This window comes from Tatumella sp. JGM91, from assembly GCF_018257575.1.
Taxonomy (GTDB): domain Bacteria; phylum Pseudomonadota; class Gammaproteobacteria; order Enterobacterales; family Enterobacteriaceae; genus Tatumella; species Tatumella punctata.
On record NZ_JAERJP010000003.1, the window covers coordinates 115,708 to 133,014 of the forward strand.

Below are 17,307 nucleotides of genomic sequence, written 5' to 3' on the forward strand. Positions count from 1 at the left end.
TTTTTTTCCTGTTATTGGTTGCCTTCAGCAGGTGACTGACGTGCCAGCCAGCGTTGATGGGCCGTCTCATCAAGGATTTTTTTCATATAGAGCGTGATATGGCCTTTGCCTAAATCGGCAGTGTGTATTGGCACAAAACCGCGTTTCTGATACATCTCTTTCAGCCACGGATGATTGATTGCTGTTCCTAATGAAACGGCCGGAGCCCGCAATTGGCCGATCAGTATCTCCTGCTCCAGTAACTGCTGTATTTTGCGGCCATATTGTTGTCCGGGGTAATCAGGATGTGCGGCGAACCAGCCAATATGAGGCAAGCCAAAAGGGCCCGGCAAAGGACCCCATGGATAACGGATGGTGACGGAAGCGACCATCGTATCCTGATTATACAGGCCGTAAACGCCATGATTTTTCAGATGCAGCAGGGCTTTTTCGCGGGTGGTAGTGGCGGCATCAAAATGAATACCCATGGATTTTGTCGGGGCATATGCCGCCAGTACCAGTGTCAGATAGTTATCCACCTCATCGTCTCTGACCTGACGGAAAGTAAGGCTCATGATATTTTCCGGCGTTGTGAAATAATAATAAAGTGTGCCGGATAAAGATTATCAGTAAAGTAATAACCGTCTATATATAAAAAAAATATATGCTAATTCCAATTTGGCAGCTTCAGGTAACGGCTTTTCATTGCGTAAAAAGTCAGTTGTCGTAGTATATATTGCATCTCCGCTCGGTCCCTGTCAGGGATATTTCAGCGTATTAACCATCATATTATTATGGTCTGCATTTTATTGATCAGGGTGATTTTGTGCTAGCGATCAAGTCTCCGAATGGCTATTTTCAACAGCCCGGCCTGTGTGCCCGGACCGGAAGTTATTTGCAGCCTTTTGCTGCGGATATTCGTATCTTTACCTCTCCGACCGCCTGGCAGGCGGTGAATCCACAGCTTAGCCAGAGTCTTGAGCAGCATGGTATTCGCTGGCAGCTGGAATACCTGGCGGGTGAGTGTACACAGCAGGCAATAGAGACCCTGCAACAAAATATCGTTGCTCAGGGGGCCGGGCTGTTACTGGCGATTGGCGGCGGACGGGTGATGGATGCGGCTAAAGCTGCCGGAGCGCAACTACCGGCGGTGAAGGTGGTAAATATGCCAACCCTGGCAGCGACCTGTGCCGCATGGTCGCCGGTCAGTATTATTTATGATGCACAGGGCGGACACCTGCGCAGCCAGCTGTTACCGGCCATGCCGGAAATGGTACTGGTAGACAGCGAGGTTATTGCCCGCTCTGATGTGCGTTATCTGAAAGCAGGGATGGTGGATGCACTGGCGAAGCTGTTTGAATTTCGTCCCTATCAGCGTAATAACCCTGATAATTTATCTTTGCAATTAAAAATGCTGCCGGCCCGACAGGCACTGGATATTTTCACGGAATATGCTGACCAGGCAATTGCAGATAATCAGGCCGGTAAAGTCACCCCGGCACTGATTAAAGTGATTGAAGCAAATATTGTGTTTGCCGGATTGTCTAACAGTGTCCGCGATACCCTGGCGACTCCGGGCTTTGCCCATGCGATTCACAACCGGCTTACCCATCAGCCTGAACTGCACCACTGGCTGCACGGGGAAAAAGTCGGATTCTGCCTGCTGATACAATCTCTGATGGAAAATAACGGCAAAGCCGATAGCGGGCTGCTGGCATTATTACAACGTTATGATTCACCTCTCAGATTACCTAATCTGGCTGGTGAACGGGCTGAGGTCATACGGGCGATTGCCGGTGCGGTTCGCTTCCCGCCACAGAGTGCGGCAATGCTGCCGTTCGATATTTCGCCTGCCGCACTGGAAAAAGCATTTACCCTTGCCGATACTCTTTTTTAACACCGTTGTACGGTGATTTTGCAACAAACAGGAATAATAAATGGACAGTTCAAAGAATCAGCGTCGCCTCCGTCTTGGCCTTTTTGTCCAGCCGGTGGGACATCATGTCAGTGGCTGGCGATTGACCGAAAACCTCGGCTCACCGACGGACATTGACTGGTTAATCAGCCTGGCTAAAAAAGCGGAAGCCGGCACTTTTGATCTGTTTTTTGTCGGTGATGCGCTGGCAACCAGTATGTACCGTTTACCATCAACCATGGCGCGTCTTGAACCCCTGACGATGTTATCTGCGCTGGCGGTAAATACCCGGCGTATTGGCCTGGCGGCGACAGCATCCACAACATTCAGTGATCCCTTTACTCTGGCCCGTAGTTTTTCTTCTCTGGACCATATCAGTCGTGGCCGCGCCGCATGGAATGTGGTGACATCTTTCTCTGCGGATGTCGCGCGTAACTTCAGCCGGGAAGATATGCCAAACCATGCGGAACGTTATGGCCGTGCCCGTGAATTCCTGGAAGTTGCTGATAAATTATGGGCGGGCTGGGAAGAGGGTGCTGTACAACCGGATCCGGTCAGCGGCCGTTATTTTGTGGATGATAAGATCCAGCCGATTAACCATCAGGGCGAACATTTCCAGGTACAGGGTCCTTTAAATATTACCCGTTCTCCTCAGGGGCGTCCGGTGATTATCGAAGCCGGATCATCGGCAGATGGTCAGAAACTGGCCGCGGAAACAGCCGAGGTTGTATTTACTGCGGCAGCCAGCCTGGAAGAAGCGCAGACTTTTTATCGCTCTCAGAAAGATCAGGTCATTGCCGCCGGACGTAATCCCGATCATGTGGTGATTATGCCAGGGGTGATGCCAATTGTTGGCCGTACCCGTGAACAGGCGAAAGCCCTGTGGAAAGAACTGAATACCCTGGTGGATATTGATAACGGGTTACGTCAGCTTTCACTGCGTTTCGGGATCGACCTGTCGGATTACCCGCTGGACGGGCCGGTACCAGAGGTTCCGCTGGGAGAGGGTAATCAGAGCCGCGTCAGACTGATGACCGATATGGCGAAACGCGAAAATCTGACTCTGCGTGAGCTGGCGGCCATTGCTGCCGGATCGCGCGGGCATCGGGTGATTGTCGGAACGGCAGAAGATATTGCCGATGACTTCCAGCGGTGGCTGGAGCAGGGCGGGGCAGATGGCTTTAATGTTATGCCGGCCATTATGCCTGAGCAGCTGGACCTGTTTATCGAGCTGGTGATCCCGGAACTGCGTCGCCGTGGTTTATTCCATGAAGATTATGAGTTTGCCACCCTGCGTGAAAACCTCGGATTACCGGTAGTTTAAGAGCGAGTGTTCACAGGGGCGTGGTGGTCTGAGAGCCACGCCCTGTCAGCAGCCATTACCTTGCCACTGCTGCTGACCGACCAGAATGATGTTAATAGCGGGTATTTTTAAGAATATTATATATTCTATAACAATATCCTTAATATATTTCATTTAAGTCATAAATAAATGATACCCCGGGGATTGCGTGTAAGGTAAATAATATTTTTATGCGTGCCCGGCACTGGTTTTGATATTTTATTTGATGTTTACTCTGAGGTGTTATTGACGGTTTTTTTAGTATGCATAATTTAAAAGAGAGTAAAAATAATTACTCTCTTTTAAACACGATGGTCAGTGATTACATTCTTCTATAGGTTTCAATATAAGCCTGTGCTTTTTCGTAGCCCAATAACCCACCATACATATAACCACCGATACCGGCACCCACGGCAGAGGCTGTCAGTCCAACCAGCTGTGCGATACCGCCAACGATCCAGCCGCCGGCACCACCGTATTTACCACCCACTGCTGCACCGGTACCAAAACCGTCAATCGCACCAAGGATAGAACCCCAGAATGCGCCGGTCATATCACCATCGACAATTCCTCCGGCACCGGAGACGTTCGCAGTTTCAATCACGCTCAGTTCTTTCATTTTCTGACTCCCTGTTTATATCGTAAGTGACATGATTTCCCTTCAGTGTTCCGGCCATTAATCTGACGATTTTATTTCTGACTTAAAGTAAAAATAAATAATTCTGCCGGGGCACGGGCAAGAATATACACATTAGTAATGGAACCATTAATGAGCCTGTAAGGTGTTTGTGATTTGAGTCACATTAAAAAGTGGTAAGGGTGCAGAGTGGTGAGAATAATTCATTTAAGTTTTTTATCAGTGTAAATATTAACGGAAGAATTATAACTGACTCTGACAGGGTAATAATTTTTTACGCTAAAGTAAAACTGTCCGTAATTATTAAGCAAGTGATGCATGATCAGTTATGCTATTTTATACAGGCAGTCACTATCGCAAGCTGGCTGAAAGGCGTAAATAGCTCAGTGACCGGCCCACAGCGCCTGCTCTGCCAGCCACAGAGAACTCTGTTTCCGGTTACTGCTCTGTAATTCAGGGGCAGTATGGTGTATTTTCCATCGCGAAGGCAGGATTAATCGTCCTTCGGGAAATGCTTTCACAGACCAGTAGCAGAAAAGGTATATTGATGCTGTTCTGCTGACTGGCTGATAAAACAGTGCTCAATCGCAGCACAATTATTTTTTCCTGTCCTGTCGGTGACGGGGAATCTTTGTTAGGGAGTAATTATGCGTAAGCCGTTAGTTTTGGCCTCATCAGCCATCCTGATGTCAGTGAGTTTATTAAGCGGGTGTCAGACGGCGCCGAAGGAAACATCTCAGGCACCTGTGACGACGGTTGCAGCCAATGAACCGGCAGCGGCTCCCGTCGAAGCGCCGGTGCAGACGGAAGCTCCGGTGAAGAAATTTGCTGATCCGCTGGAGAGAAGTTCAGTATTTGGTGATTTCCGCCATTACAAGATCGGGGATATTATTCCTCCGCTGTACCGCACACAGAACTACAATATCAGCAAATGGCAGCTAAGAAAGATACCGGCACCTGCAGCTGACAGCCACTGGACCTATTTTGGTGGCGATTATGTGCTGATTGCGGATGCCGATGGAAAAATTTTGCGGATTTTCTCTGGCGATATTATTTACCGCTAACGCCGGCTGCGGAGGATACTGACAGGCCGTACAGGCCTGCAGTCAGTGTCCTCTGTGCCAGCTCAGTGTGGTGCTGCGGCAACCTGATCTTCATCAGGGATAATTTGCAGTGACTGCAATCCCGTTCCCAGTTTTCTTGGGTCCTGACCAATAATATTATCCAGCATACTTTCCGTCGGCCGGGGCGGGGTGATGATCAGTGTCCGGCTTCCTTTCTGCCGTTCAAAGCGCAGCTGATAATCAGCCAGTGTGGCCGTCGGTATAAAAGAGTGCTGTTCATCACCGGCCTGTACAGAAACCGGTTTACCGATGTTCGGGCCATAGGCCTTCGCGACAATATTCAGCGTAAATTTATCAGGCAGGGGCGAGTTGTAGGTTATCGTCACTACCGGGGCCAGATTAGCATTCGACCAGCGTCCCCAGTTTTCGTTACGGGATAATCCGCTAAAGCCTTCCACTGTGCGGGGCGCTCCGGGCAGGTAAAACAGGAAACTGTCTGACGGGTAACGAATATCATTATCCGCAATCTTCAGACGTTGTTGTATCTGGCGGTAATTCTCCTGTGAGATAACCTCCGGAGGAAAGACGACATTCCCCTGATACTTCAGAGTGTCTATGCGGGTAATTTTTGGCTGGCCCCCGGGCTGTCCGAGGGTGTAACAGAGTGAGTCTGACAGTGCCAGTTCAGGCGCCCACAGCCGGCCGGCTTTATAACATTTATCTATCCAGACGAATTTGTCATCGGCCGCAAACTTTCTCAGCCGGGCGGTTAAGGTTTCCGCATAAACTCCTTCCGGAATAGGTTCCACTTTATCGTTATCGACTTTCACTAATACCGGCAGGCGGAAGACTGAGCCGGAAAAGCTCAGGGTGTTTTTTTGCTGATCGACACTGAACTGCTCAATACGCCGTGGAAAATTCCACAAGCGGATAATATCCGGTTTCCACTGGGTAATTTTATCCGTCAGATGGCTGAAAATTTCTGATAACGAGGTCCCTGACAGGCTGCTGCGGCCCAGACCGATAAAATTATCGCCACCCAGAATATCCAGAACGGTTGCGCCATTATCCATCGTATTACGTTTACGGTTAATGGTCACAGGCTGTGGCTGATCGCCGCGGATGATAAAAAAGGTATCGTGACGCGGATGTTTGATCAGATAGCGGTACGCGGTGTTATTCATTGCCAGGTGATCTGAACCGACCACAATCAGCGTATTTTTAAACCACGGAGAGCTTTTTATCCGGTCAATAAGCCGGGCAATATGTTCCTGAGAACAGGCAACGGCGCTGAACGAAAGGTTATTTTTCCCCTCGTAAGAGTAGCTTTTATTCCGGCAGGTTGCAGAAATGAAACCGTCGGGATGATGGGTATCTACGGTCAGTGCGAATAAAGCAAAGGGTTGTTTTTGCTGTGATAATTGCTGGTATTTATCAAATACTTTATCCAGCACCGTATCGTCATAAAATCCCCAGTTATTACGGTACTGAGGGTCGGCAACCTGCGGGGCTAATTCTTCAGATCCCTGAAGGTGCTGAGCATCGAAACCATGAGACTTCAGGAAAACATCTTTTCCGCCAAAGCGCAGATCAGCCCCCTGGATAAACCAGTTCTGATACCCTGAGTTTTTCAGGATATCCCCGAGGCAAAGGTTCTGAGGGTAAAAACTGGATAATGATGCGGCGGCATTCCCTTCAAAGGGCGCGAATAACGGAATGCCGCACTGTGAAGCGACCATCCCGGCAATAGTGTAATCGGTGCCGGGTAATTGTTCGGTACGGGTAAAATCAATCGCGGAATGCATTTGTTGTTCAAGGTCGGGGGCCAGGCCGGGAAATGCCTGTGTATCGAAATAAGTTCGCTCCAGACTCTCGGCGTAGATATACACCAGGTTAAGTGAGGGGTTGTCTATCTTCGCTGCAGGGACTTTAAAATAATCATCAAAGTCTGAGGTGTCCTGTGCCGAATGTGAAGATATCAGTGCTTTTACCTGATGGTAGGCAGGGCTGGTCTTAATCGAAAAGGTCGCCAGCAGGCAGGCCGCAAGGGTCCAGCCCAGATGGTGCTGATGATCTTTTTTTCGCAGGAACCAGCCGAGGGCGACAAAAAATGCAACCATCAGGGTAAGTAGTCCGGCTGCGGGCAGCATATATTTTGCGGTTCCGGCACCGGTCAGATTACTGGTCAGCGTATAGACCACCGCGTCAGTAATGCCATTGCCGGTGAAATAATCGCTGGCGAATAATACTGCGTTTAGCAACAGAAAGCTGATCAGCAGTGCCAGCATAATGACAAGCCACAGGCGATGTCGTCCGGCTTTACGTGCATATAACAGTACCGAGCTGATAAACAGCCCGCATGAGACAATGACTGACACCAGGGTATTCTCCAGAAAAATAAATCAGTTGCTGGCGTAACAGCACGGCTCTGTTTTCCGTATCCGTGGTATTAACCGGCTAATTTTGCGAAGCAGCTCGCGAAGCTGACAGTTAATCCCTGTGCAATCACCTGCAATACTGTCATATTCATGACATATCTTTACGATATGTTTCTGATGCGATCACCGGTGACAATATGATTGCCCGGTAACTTTTTCCGCGAAGTGATGACTGTAACTAACTGATTAATTTGTATATTGTAAATTATGGTTACCGGCAGACATTATAAAACACAATTTGTGTAATGTGGTTTTTTTATTGCTTTATCTACGCGCGTAGATACACTTTGCGGCGGGGGAATACCTGCATGAAGCGGCTGTTACCGGTAGTTCAGTTGCACTTGTAATATTAAAAATCAGTCAGTTAAGACGAAATTTAACAAGTGAATATTCCAATACCAGGGAATGTCTTCTGATGCATCAGCCACCAGATGCAGCTGTTTTGCTGCAGGTGTCTCCTGCTTTTCAGCGCCACGGAATGGCGGTACCTGAAACCCCTTACAGGAAGTGATTTTTCCATGATAAAACCTCAATCGGGTAATACCCACCCTCAGTCTGAGTTTGAAACCCCCGGACAACGTCAGGACTTCTGGCGTGCCACCTTTTCCTGCTGGCTTGGCACCGCGATGGAATACGCCGATTTTGCCTTATATGGGCTGGCCGCAGGGATTATTTTCGGTGATGTTTTCTTTCCGGAAGTGACCCCGGCGCTGGCACTGTTATCCAGTTTTGCTACCTGGTCGGTCGGCTTTATTGCCAGACCGATTGGTGCCCTGTTTTTCGGCTGGCTCGGTGACAGGCGCGGCCGTAAGTATGTGATGGTGATAACTATTGTGCTGATGGGATTATCCACGACGCTGATTGGGCTGATCCCTGACTACCATACCATCGGTCTATGGGCTCCGGCCTTTCTGGTCATACTGCGTTTTACTCAGGGTTTTGGCGCCGGAGCAGAGTTATCCGGAGGCACGGTTATGCTGGGAGAATATGCCCCGGTAAAACGACGCGGGCTGGTATCATCGGTAATCGCGCTGGGTTCTAACAGCGGAACGTTACTGGCTTCTCTGGTCTGGTTACTGGTGGTGCAGCTTGATCACCAAAGCCTGCTAAGCTGGGGATGGCGTATTCCTTTTCTGTCCAGCGTTGTGATAGCCCTGGGGGCCCTCTGGATGCGGCGTTCGGTACGTGAAACCCCGGTATTTGAAAAACGGATGAAACAACTGCAGGCAGAACGTCAGCAGGGGCGTCAGGATGCAGAAGCCGGCAGCAGCTCTCTCTGTCGTCCGGGCAAGGCGTTCTGGGTGATGGTCGGGCTGAGGATTGGCGAGAATGGCCCTTCTTATCTGGCCCAGGGGTTTATGGTCGGCTATGTGGCTAAAGTTCTGATGATGGATAAATCGGTACCGACGACGGCAGTTTTTATTGCCTCATTGCTCGGTTTTCTGGTGATCCCACTGGCGGGCTGGCTATCTGACCGTTATGGGCGTCGTAACGTTTATCGTGTATTTTGTCTGTTACTGATGGTTTATGCCTGGCCGGCGTTTACTCTGCTGGACACTCATCAGCCGTGGATAGTGATTGCTACCATAGTGACCGGTATGGGGCTGGCCTCACTGGGGATTTTTGGTGTGCAGGCGGCCTGGGGGGTAGAGTTATTCGGGGTGGCGCATCGCTATAGCAAAATGGCGGTAGCTAAAGAGCTGGGGTCGATTATCTCCGGAGGAACCGCCCCGCTGGTCGCAGCAGCATTATTATCTTATTACGGAAACTGGTGGGCGATTGCCGTCTACTTCTCGCTGATGGCTGCCATCGGTTTCTTTACCACTTTTATCGCACCGGAAACCCGTGGCAGGGATTTGAACTTACCTGAAGACGCCATTTAACCCGCTTCTCTCAGGGAATAACGATCTCCGGCGGCGAGCTGCTGCCGGAATCACCACAGGAAATAAACCGATGCAACCGCGCGCAAACCGAAGAGTTACCCGCGAAGAGGTGGCACGCCTGGCAGGCACCTCAGTGGCGGTGGTCAGCTATGTTGTTAATGATGGTCCGCGTCCGGTCGCTGAAGCAACCCGACAGCGGGTACTGCAGGCGATTAAGGACACCGGTTATCAACCGAACGGGATTGCCCGGGCACTGGCTTCAGGGACCACCCGGACCTTTGGGGCGATAGTACCGAATATCGCGAATCCGTTCGTTGCCGCGCTGGCCCATGAGTTATTACAAGAGTCGATGAAATATGGTCATGTGATGCTGCTCGGTGACTCAGGTGACAGCAGCCAGCAGGAGCGAGAAGTGGTACTGAGTTTACTGAACCGGCAGACAGACGGACTGATTTATATCAGCGTCGACCGCCACCCGTACAGTGATCTGATTCGCCAGCATGGCACACCGGTAGTGATGCTGGATGGGGTCAGTCCGGCCGCGGGGATAGCTGTATTACGGGTAGATGAACGCCGCGCCGCAAAGGATGTTACCCTGCACCTGCTGAGCCATGGCTATCAGCGGGTCGGTGTTATCAGCGGCCCCCTGTCGATGCTGAATACCCGCGACCGGCTGGCTGGCTGGCGGGACGCGATGGACAGTTACCGGTTACCGGTTAACGATTCCTGGATAGTGCCTGCCGATTATACCCGTGAAGGTGGTTACCTGGCCGCACGTCAGTTACTGGCAGAAAAGCAGTATCCGGATGCGTTGTTTGTCTGTAATGAACCCATGGCGATAGGCTGCCTGCGGGCTCTGGCTGAGCAGGGGATTAATGTGCCGGATGATCTGGCACTGGTCTGTTTTAATGGTACAGATCAGGCGGCTTATCATCAGCCTTCACTGACTTGTGTCCGGCAACCGATAGCCAGTATCGCGAGTTCGGCGTTAAAAATACTCAGAGAATGGCAGGGAGGAGGAGGGCTGACGGAGAGTCAGTACTTTCTGCAAACAGGCCGCTCCTGCGGCTGTGTCCTGTAAAATTCACCCTGGTCTGTTAGTTAACCGGTATAAAAAAAAGCATAAATGAAACGTATTATTATCGATTGTGACCCCGGTAATGGGATTGCCGGAGCGAATACTGATGACGGGCTGGCGCTGGCGCTGGCTCTGGGATCTCCGGCATTGCAGGTTGAGATGATTACTACGGTCAGTGGCAACACGCCTTGCAAAACAGGGGCGCGGGTCGTCAGGGACTTGCTGGATCGTTGCGGATTGTCTGTGCCTGTTTATCACGGAGCCGGTTGTGCCTTGTATGAACCGGCCGCAGCGTGGCGACAGCAACTGGATGAACGGGTGAACAGCCTGTCTCTTGGGCACTTATGGGAAAATACCCGCCAGCCGGCCGTCATGTCTGACAGTGAAGGACATGCTGTACAGCAGATGGCAGAGCTGATTTGTGCAAATCCCGGCAGTATTACCCTGCTGGCACTTGGTCCCCTGACCAATATTGCTGAAGCGTTACTCCGTTATCCGCAACTGGCTGAGGATGTTGCCGAAATTGTGGTGATGGGCGGCGTATTTTGTCTGGATGACTATATCAAGGACACTAATTTTGGCCTTGATCCTGAAGCGGCATCCGTGGTGATTAACTGCGGGGCCAAAGTGACGCTGGTCCCTATGGATGTCACTGTAAATACCCTGCTGACACCGGAAGATCTTATACAGATGACGGCGAGCGGAACACCTCTGGCTGTATTTATTCGCGATACGATGGCACCGTGGATTGAGTATTCGATGATTACCCGCCAGCTGCCGGGGTGCTGGATCCATGATGCACTGGTGGTGGCATGGCTGCTGGACCCTCAGGTGGCAACTGTTGCTGATTTTCGGGCCGGTATCGAATTACGGCCCGGTATTACCCGCGGAATGAGCTGGCGTTACCAGCCGCCGCTCAGGGTCCCGGTCGGGATTGCAGAGAATGCCGGTGCAGCGGTATCGATACTGACATCGGTGAATAATCAGCGTTTACTGGATCTTCTGACTCAGGCACTAAACCGTGGTACCGGCTGATCATATTGCCGGACTATCTGCCAGCTGACGGGTTACTGACAGACATCAATCCAGCGCGCATTAGTCAGTTCTGCCATACGCTGCGGTGAAATTCTGACGGCGCTGTGGGTGGCCCCGGCGGCAGGCATGACTTCATCAAATGCCTGCAACGAGACATCACAGTAGACAGTTAATGGGTTTTCCAGTCCGAAAGGACACACGCCCCCCACCGGATGGCCGGTGGCATTAATCACTTCGTCAACACTCAGCATGCGCGCTTTAGCACCGAGCGCATCTTTCAGTTTTTTATTATCCAGCCGAGCATCTCCGCGCATCACAATTAAGACGATATTCTGTTTTACTTTCAGCGACAGGGTTTTGGCTATCTGGCCGGCACTGACTCCGTGAACCTGTGCTGCCATATCGACGGTTGCGGTGCTTTCCGTGGCTTCAATCACCTCAATATCAGGGGCGTGTTCAGCAAAGAACGCCTGTACCGACTGCAGACTCATGTTTTTCTCCGGGAATTTTACAGTATTAAAAATTGCCATAAGCCGCTAACACTGTAAACGGTGACAGGAAAAATTCAGACCGAGGACAATAAAAAAAAGGATTTTTTATCCGGAAGGCGTAAAAAAACTGGAAAATGACAATAGTTAACATATGATAGTGAAAATCATTATCATTTGAGGGCGGTTCAATGGAAGTTGCAATGCTGGCTTCAGGGTCGTTATGGATGTTCAGCTGGATGATGGGAAAACGGCTGGACAGCGGGTGGGGAATTTTACTGCCTTGTATTGCCTTACCGGTGTTTGCTCTGTGGCAGCCGGGGTTTGATCAATGGCGAACGATTATGCTGGCTGCATTGTTACTTACACTGGTGATGCTGTTCCATCATCGTTTACGCCATTATTTACTGTTACCTTCCTGCCTGGTTTTATCCGGCGGTCTGGCGGCCATGATGGTAAATTTTCAACTGACATAGGCTGAATGATGAAAAAATAATTCAGGGAGCATCACTTGCAGAACAACCGCTAAAGGGGACTGTATTCAGAGACAAAGCACTAAGGAAGATTAATCACCGGAGAGAAATATGAAGACAACGTGGTGCGAAGAGAGGGACTTGAACCCTCACGTCCGTTAAGACACTAACACCTGAAGCTAGCGCGTCTACCAATTCCGCCACCTTCGCATACCGTCAACACAGCTAAACTGTATTGTCACCACGGAGGCGCATTTTAGAGATTTTCCACCCCGCGTCAACTGATATTTCGTTGGCGGGGGTGCATTTGCTGTAAAAACCGGCAGGAAGTTGCCGGGCAGTGAGCCGGCGTCAGCACCATTAACCGTAATCAGCGGTTACTTTGCCCGGCTGCCACGCCCGTAAACACTGCGGTAAACGCGGAAACGGCCGGTCTGGGCCAGTACTTCATGGTTGCCGAACGTTTCATCCAGTACCTGAGGGTAAGGTAAAAAGGCATTTGCCACGATCCGTAATTCGCCACCGGTATTCAGATGCCTGGCCGCACCCCGGATTAATGCGTTTGCGGCATCAAGGCTGGTTTGCAGTCCTTCATGAAACGGCGGGTTCGAAATAATCATATCGAAGCGACCGGTAACATCAGAAAAGACGTTGCTGGCAAAGACTTCCCCTTCCACGTCATTGGCGGCCAGGGTTAATTTGCTGGCCGCTAATGCTGCGGCATTAACATCGGTCAGCCAGAGACGGGCTTTCGGTGAATGTTTGGCCAGGGTCACGGATAGTACGCCTGCACCGCAGCCGACATCCAGTACTTTGCCTTTGGTATGGGCGCTGAGTGTGGACAGTAATAACGCACTGCCTGCATCCAGACCATCACGACTGAATACTCCGGGCAATGTGGTAATGGTCAGCCCATTGCTCTGGTAGTGGTTAATAAAACGGTCGGCATCGAATTCCGGCTGTTTTTCGAGGCGACCGTGATATAAGCCGCAACGGCGGGCGCTGTCTATTTTCGTGACCGCAGCCCAGGGAGCCAGCATGGCTTCGGCGCTGCGCACTCCGCTGCGGTTTTCACCGATGATAAAAATATCGCTGCCCACGGGTAGCAGGGATAACAGGTTTTGCAGCTGAAACTGGGCTTCCGGTTTGTTTTTTGGCCAGTAATACACCAGAGTGTCACAGCCGCTGACCATACGGGTATCAGCTACCAGGCTGAAACTGGCATCGTCACCCATCCGCGGGTGCAGATTTTGCCAGTGATGATATTGCTGGGTATGTACTTTGCGGGATGCGGTCAGTAACTGTGACGGCAGGTCGTCCTGCAGGTCCCCGGCAAATAAAACATGGCGGGTTTCGAACTCTTCACTGTGGCGCAGTATGACTTCACTCGCCGGTGTATACGCGGACATATTAACTCCTTATTCTTAAGCCCGGTGATTATAGTGGTTTGTTGGCGCATGTACGATGGGTTTGCTAGCATAGGCGCGTAATCTTCTTACCGGCGGACATCATTTATGGCAAACAGGCGTGACTGGCTGTTACAGCAGATGGGTATTACCCAGTACCGGCTCCATCACCCGAGGGCATTACAGGGAGAAGTCGCTGTGCGCTTATCCCCTGATACCCGGCTGGTGATCGTTACCGCCGACCCGCAGCCATCGGCGACGGGTTTTCTGCAGGATGTGCTTCGCAGCCTGGGGCTACGGCAACATCAGTCAGTGACGGTCAGCGAACGACAGTTATCGATGCTGCCGGAGCCATTGAACTGCCCGGTATGGCTGCTGGGGATTCCGGCGGACCGACAGTATGCAGCGGTACAATTAGCCACCCCCCCGCTGAGTGAACTTATTAATAACAGTGCGGCTAAACGCACCCTGTGGCAACAGATAACAACTTATGACAGTCATTTCTTCCCTCGCGCCTGAAGACCAGGTGCTGGCGCTGGCAATTGAGCAGCGCTGTCATGCTTTTCCCTGGTCGGCGGCAACCTTTGCCGGTAATCAGGGTGAACGCTACCTGAACTATCGTATCGATGCTGACGGTAAAATGGCCGGTTTTGCCATTACCCAGATCGTACTGGATGAAGCTTCATTGTTTAATATTGCGGTTGATCCTGACTTCCAGCGGCGTGGTTATGCGCGGCAATTGCTGGAACATCTGATCAATGAGTTAGCGGCCCGCGGTGTTCTGACCCTCTGGCTTGAAGTCAGAGAATCGAACCTGTCGGCGATAGCACTCTATGAACAGCTGGGCTTCAATCAGGTCTCACGCAGACCACGTTACTACCCGACAGCGACCGGCCGTGAGGATGCACTCCTGATGGCACTGGTACTGTAACCTGATTCTATTGCTGGCGGAGCCCCGATGCTGGATACACTGGATTGCATTATTTTTGATGCTGATGAAACCCTCTTTTCTTTTGACGCTTTTCACGGTTTACAGCAAGTGTTCACTGCCTGTGGTGCGGAATTTTCAGCTGAGGATTATGCTGAATATCAGGCCCTGAATAAGCCACTATGGGTTGATTACCAGGAAGGTAAAATTACTGCGGCACAATTACAGGTGCAGCGCTTTATCCCTCTGGCTGCACGACTGAATGTCAGACCGGAACAGCTGAATGATAGTTTTCTGCTGGCGATGGCCGATATCTGCAGGCCGTTACCCGGCGCAGAACAGTTGCTGGATAGCCTGAAAGGCAAAGTCCGGCTGGCGATTATTACCAACGGTTTTACCCGGTTACAGCAACTCAGGCTGGAGCGAACCGGCTTCAGTGATTACTTTGATGCACTGGTCATTTCCGAACAACTGGGGATTGCCAAACCTGATCGGGCTATTTTTGATTACACCCTGCAACAACTGGGAAATCCGCCCGCCGACAGAGTGCTGATGGTGGGAGATACCCCCGAGTCTGATATTCTCGGAGGGATTAATGCCGGTCTGAAAACCTGCTGGCTGGATCATGGCACCCGCAGCCTGCCTGCGACCCTGCGGCCTGACTGGCAGGTCAGGGATCTGGCGGCGCTGCAGGCGCTTCTGGCCGCCGGCTAACATACAGCCACTGTTTTGCGGCAGTGGCTGGTCAGGTGCAGATTACTGGTTTCAGTCAGCGCCGGCTGTCCGATAACCTGACCCGCCGGATATCACAGTACAGATAATGACGGCAGGATTAACGTGAAGCCCGTCGTCTTTTTTTGTTTTTCGCCGCACGCCGTGGTTTGCCGGCGGTTTTTTTTGCCGGCGGGTTGTCATCGTCTTCCGGCTCAGCCGCGACCGGCTGGCTGGCTGTGAGCAGGAATGGCGACTGCTGCCAGTGGCTGCGCCGGTTTCTGAGTAATGTCCGGCTGAGCACCAGCCCGATAGCCAGCGAAAGCAGCATCATCAGGCGCAGAATATTGGTGGTGTTATCAACCTGCCGTGACTCGGTGGCCAGTACATGAGTATCCAGCGTCATTCTCAGAAATCCCTGCGGACCATTTTTTCCCTCTACCGGTTGTACTATCTGGTGATTGAAATAACTGCCAGCCCGCTGGCCATCAAGTGCCAGACGGTCTCTTACCGGAATTGTTTCCCCACGATGGGCGATAAGTGCTCCGCTGGGATCGTAGACCGAAGCATCGAGTATCCTGCTGCCGGTAGTCAGTTGCTGTAAAACAGCATCAATCTGGTTTTGACGATTATTACTGTCACCCAGCAGAGGCTGCAGACTAAAAGCCACCTGCCGCGCCAGAGTATTAGCCAGTTCTTCAACTTGTGTTGACTGAACTTTCTGGCGATTCAGGCTAAACCATGAGGCCCCCTGCATCAGTAATACCAGCAAGGCCAGACAGGCAAGAGTGATCAGCGTGCGGTGCAGCGTAAACTTTATTTTCTGTTTTGCCATGGGCGGCGTGTCTCATTCCTGACGCGAATAATCGTAATGACTTATGGTTTATGTTGCCAGAATAGCCGCACTCGGGGTAGCCTCTTGCGTGGTTTTGTTGTCCCCTACAGGAGCTCTGATGCCAAACCGTCTTACCTGGTGTGATCTGCCTGCCGATGTTGCGCAATGGCCGGGTCTGCCTTTATCTCTCAGTGGCGATGAAGTTATGCCGCTGGATTACCGTGCCGGAAGCACTGGCTGGTTACTTTACGGACAGGGGCTGGATAAACAGCGTCTGACGGATTATCAGCACCGGCTGGGTGCTGCAATGGTTATTGTCAGTGGCTGGACCATTGATGATTTTCAGGTGATACGCCTTGCCGGCTCCCTGACGCCAAGAGCCAGTAAACTGGCCCATGAGTCTGGTCTGGATGTGGTGCCGCTGGGATCACTTCCGCACCTGAAAACCCCCGGTTTGCTGGTCATGGATATGGATTCGACTGCGATCGAGATCGAATGTATTGATGAAATTGCCAAACTGGCAGGCTGTGGTGAACAGGTGGCTGAAGTCACAGAGCGGGCAATGCGCGGCGAGCTGGACTTCGAAGCCAGTCTGCGGCAGAGGGTTGCCGCTCTGAAAGGCGCTGATGCAACCATCCTGAAACAGGTCCGTGATGAATTGCCCTTTATGGCGGGTTTGCGTTCGATGGTGGCTGAATTACAGTCTTATGGCTGGAAAGTCGCCATTGCTTCCGGGGGATTCACTTTTTTTGCCGATTATCTGCGTGACCAGCTGGACCTGGTGGCAGTGGCCGCCAATGAACTGGAAATTTTTGATGGTCGCCTGACCGGCAATGTAACCGGCCCGGTTGTCGATGCTAAATATAAAGCGGTAACTCTGGAAAAACTGGCCACGCGCTTTGATATACCTAAGCAGCAGACTGTGGCTATCGGTGACGGTGCTAACGATTTACTGATGATGAAGGCTGCCGGGCTGGGGATTGCTTACCATGCCAAACCGAAGGTTAATGAGAAAGCCAGTGTCACTATCCATAATGCCTCTCTGACCGGAGTACTCTGTATTCTGAGCGGTGGCCTGATCCGTGAACATTAATA

General features: G+C 51.3%; 17 protein-coding genes and 1 tRNA gene. 11 read left to right on the plus strand and 7 right to left on the minus strand.

All coding sequences use genetic code 11. The annotated features are described in order from the left end of the window. Positions 1-11: 11 nt before the first annotated feature. Positions 12-554, minus strand: coding sequence for a GNAT family N-acetyltransferase (locus tag JK198_RS03300; RefSeq protein ID WP_212707052.1), 543 nt, complete (start codon positions 552-554; stop codon positions 12-14). A 251-nt stretch (positions 555-805) separates the two neighbouring features. Here JK198_RS03300 and JK198_RS03305 point away from each other — a divergent pair, with 251 nt between their 5' ends. Continuing rightward, on the plus strand, positions 806-1,876 hold the full coding sequence (locus tag JK198_RS03305) for an iron-containing alcohol dehydrogenase family protein (RefSeq protein WP_212707051.1): 1,071 nt from the start codon (positions 806-808) through the stop codon (positions 1,874-1,876). Positions 1,877-1,916: 40 nt separating this feature from the next. Next, the gene (locus tag JK198_RS03310; RefSeq protein WP_212707050.1) at positions 1,917-3,218 is read left to right on the plus strand and encodes an LLM class flavin-dependent oxidoreductase; all 1,302 of its coding nucleotides are present in this window, start codon (positions 1,917-1,919) and stop codon (positions 3,216-3,218) included. Between the two features lie 340 nt (positions 3,219-3,558). Here JK198_RS03310 and JK198_RS03315 read toward each other — a convergent pair whose 3' ends face one another. After that, the gene (locus JK198_RS03315) at positions 3,559-3,855 is read right to left on the minus strand and encodes a hypothetical protein (RefSeq protein ID WP_212707049.1); all 297 of its coding nucleotides are present in this window, start codon (positions 3,853-3,855) and stop codon (positions 3,559-3,561) included. A 665-nt stretch (positions 3,856-4,520) separates the two neighbouring features. Between JK198_RS03315 and JK198_RS03320 the strand changes: the two genes are divergently transcribed. Beyond that, positions 4,521-4,937 (plus strand): RcnB family protein, encoded by a 417-nt coding sequence (locus JK198_RS03320; RefSeq protein WP_249213013.1) that lies wholly within the window; start codon positions 4,521-4,523, stop codon positions 4,935-4,937. A gap of 62 nt (positions 4,938-4,999) precedes the next feature. Here JK198_RS03320 and opgB read toward each other — a convergent pair whose 3' ends face one another. Continuing rightward, entirely contained in the window at positions 5,000-7,315 is a 2,316-nt protein-coding gene (opgB, locus tag JK198_RS03325) for a phosphatidylglycerol--membrane-oligosaccharide glycerophosphotransferase (RefSeq protein WP_212710195.1), read from the minus strand. A 578-nt stretch (positions 7,316-7,893) separates the two neighbouring features. On the opposite strand from opgB, the gene JK198_RS03330 reads away from it, so the two are divergent. The 3 genes from JK198_RS03330 (at position 7,894) to JK198_RS03340 (ending at position 11,371) form a co-directional block, all read left to right on the plus strand. Then, positions 7,894-9,258: an MFS transporter gene (locus JK198_RS03330; protein ID WP_212710196.1), complete on the plus strand. Its 1,365-nt coding sequence runs from the start codon at positions 7,894-7,896 to the stop codon at positions 9,256-9,258. 70 nt (positions 9,259-9,328) lie between these two features. After that, positions 9,329-10,339: a LacI family DNA-binding transcriptional regulator gene (locus JK198_RS03335; RefSeq protein WP_212707046.1), complete on the plus strand. Its 1,011-nt coding sequence runs from the start codon at positions 9,329-9,331 to the stop codon at positions 10,337-10,339. A gap of 45 nt (positions 10,340-10,384) precedes the next feature. Beyond that, positions 10,385-11,371, plus strand: coding sequence for a nucleoside hydrolase (locus JK198_RS03340; RefSeq protein WP_212707045.1), 987 nt, complete (start codon positions 10,385-10,387; stop codon positions 11,369-11,371). Between the two features lie 32 nt (positions 11,372-11,403). Here JK198_RS03340 and JK198_RS03345 read toward each other — a convergent pair whose 3' ends face one another. Then, positions 11,404-11,862, minus strand: coding sequence for a YbaK/EbsC family protein (locus JK198_RS03345; protein WP_212707044.1), 459 nt, complete (start codon positions 11,860-11,862; stop codon positions 11,404-11,406). Positions 11,863-12,050: 188 nt separating this feature from the next. Here JK198_RS03345 and JK198_RS03350 point away from each other — a divergent pair, with 188 nt between their 5' ends. After that, positions 12,051-12,335, plus strand: a complete 285-nt coding sequence (locus JK198_RS03350) for a DUF1435 domain-containing protein (RefSeq protein WP_212710198.1) — start codon at positions 12,051-12,053, stop codon at positions 12,333-12,335. A 120-nt stretch (positions 12,336-12,455) separates the two neighbouring features. Here JK198_RS03350 and JK198_RS03355 read toward each other — a convergent pair. Both JK198_RS03355 and rsmC read right to left on the minus strand, forming a co-directional pair. Then, positions 12,456-12,542, minus strand: a tRNA-Leu gene (locus JK198_RS03355). A 167-nt stretch (positions 12,543-12,709) separates the two neighbouring features. Continuing rightward, positions 12,710-13,741 carry a 16S rRNA (guanine(1207)-N(2))-methyltransferase RsmC gene (gene rsmC / locus JK198_RS03360; RefSeq protein ID WP_212707042.1) on the minus strand — a complete coding sequence of 344 codons (1,032 nt, stop codon included), beginning with the start codon at positions 13,739-13,741 and terminating at the stop codon, positions 12,710-12,712. 105 nt (positions 13,742-13,846) lie between these two features. Here rsmC and JK198_RS03365 point away from each other — a divergent pair, with 105 nt between their 5' ends. The 3 genes from JK198_RS03365 to yjjG are packed head-to-tail and all read left to right on the plus strand — an operon-like array spanning position 13,847 to position 15,380. Beyond that, complete coding sequence (locus JK198_RS03365) at positions 13,847-14,257, plus strand: DNA polymerase III subunit psi (protein ID WP_212707041.1); 411 nt, start codon at positions 13,847-13,849, stop codon at positions 14,255-14,257. After that, positions 14,229-14,669 carry a ribosomal protein S18-alanine N-acetyltransferase gene (gene rimI / locus JK198_RS03370; RefSeq protein ID WP_212710200.1) on the plus strand — a complete coding sequence of 147 codons (441 nt, stop codon included), beginning with the start codon at positions 14,229-14,231 and terminating at the stop codon, positions 14,667-14,669. Before JK198_RS03365 ends, rimI begins: the two co-directional genes overlap by 29 nt. A 27-nt stretch (positions 14,670-14,696) precedes the next feature. Beyond that, entirely contained in the window at positions 14,697-15,380 is a 684-nt protein-coding gene (yjjG, locus tag JK198_RS03375) for a pyrimidine 5'-nucleotidase (protein ID WP_212707039.1), read from the plus strand. Between the two features lie 118 nt (positions 15,381-15,498). Here the strand turns inward: yjjG and JK198_RS03380 are convergent, their stop codons facing one another. Then, positions 15,499-16,212 (minus strand): YtjB family periplasmic protein, encoded by a 714-nt coding sequence (locus JK198_RS03380; RefSeq protein ID WP_212707038.1) that lies wholly within the window; start codon positions 16,210-16,212, stop codon positions 15,499-15,501. Positions 16,213-16,330: 118 nt separating this feature from the next. Between JK198_RS03380 and serB the strand changes: the two genes are divergently transcribed. Then, the gene (gene serB / locus JK198_RS03385) at positions 16,331-17,305 is read left to right on the plus strand and encodes a phosphoserine phosphatase (RefSeq protein WP_212707037.1); all 975 of its coding nucleotides are present in this window, start codon (positions 16,331-16,333) and stop codon (positions 17,303-17,305) included. The last annotated feature ends 2 nt before the right edge of the window (positions 17,306-17,307 follow it).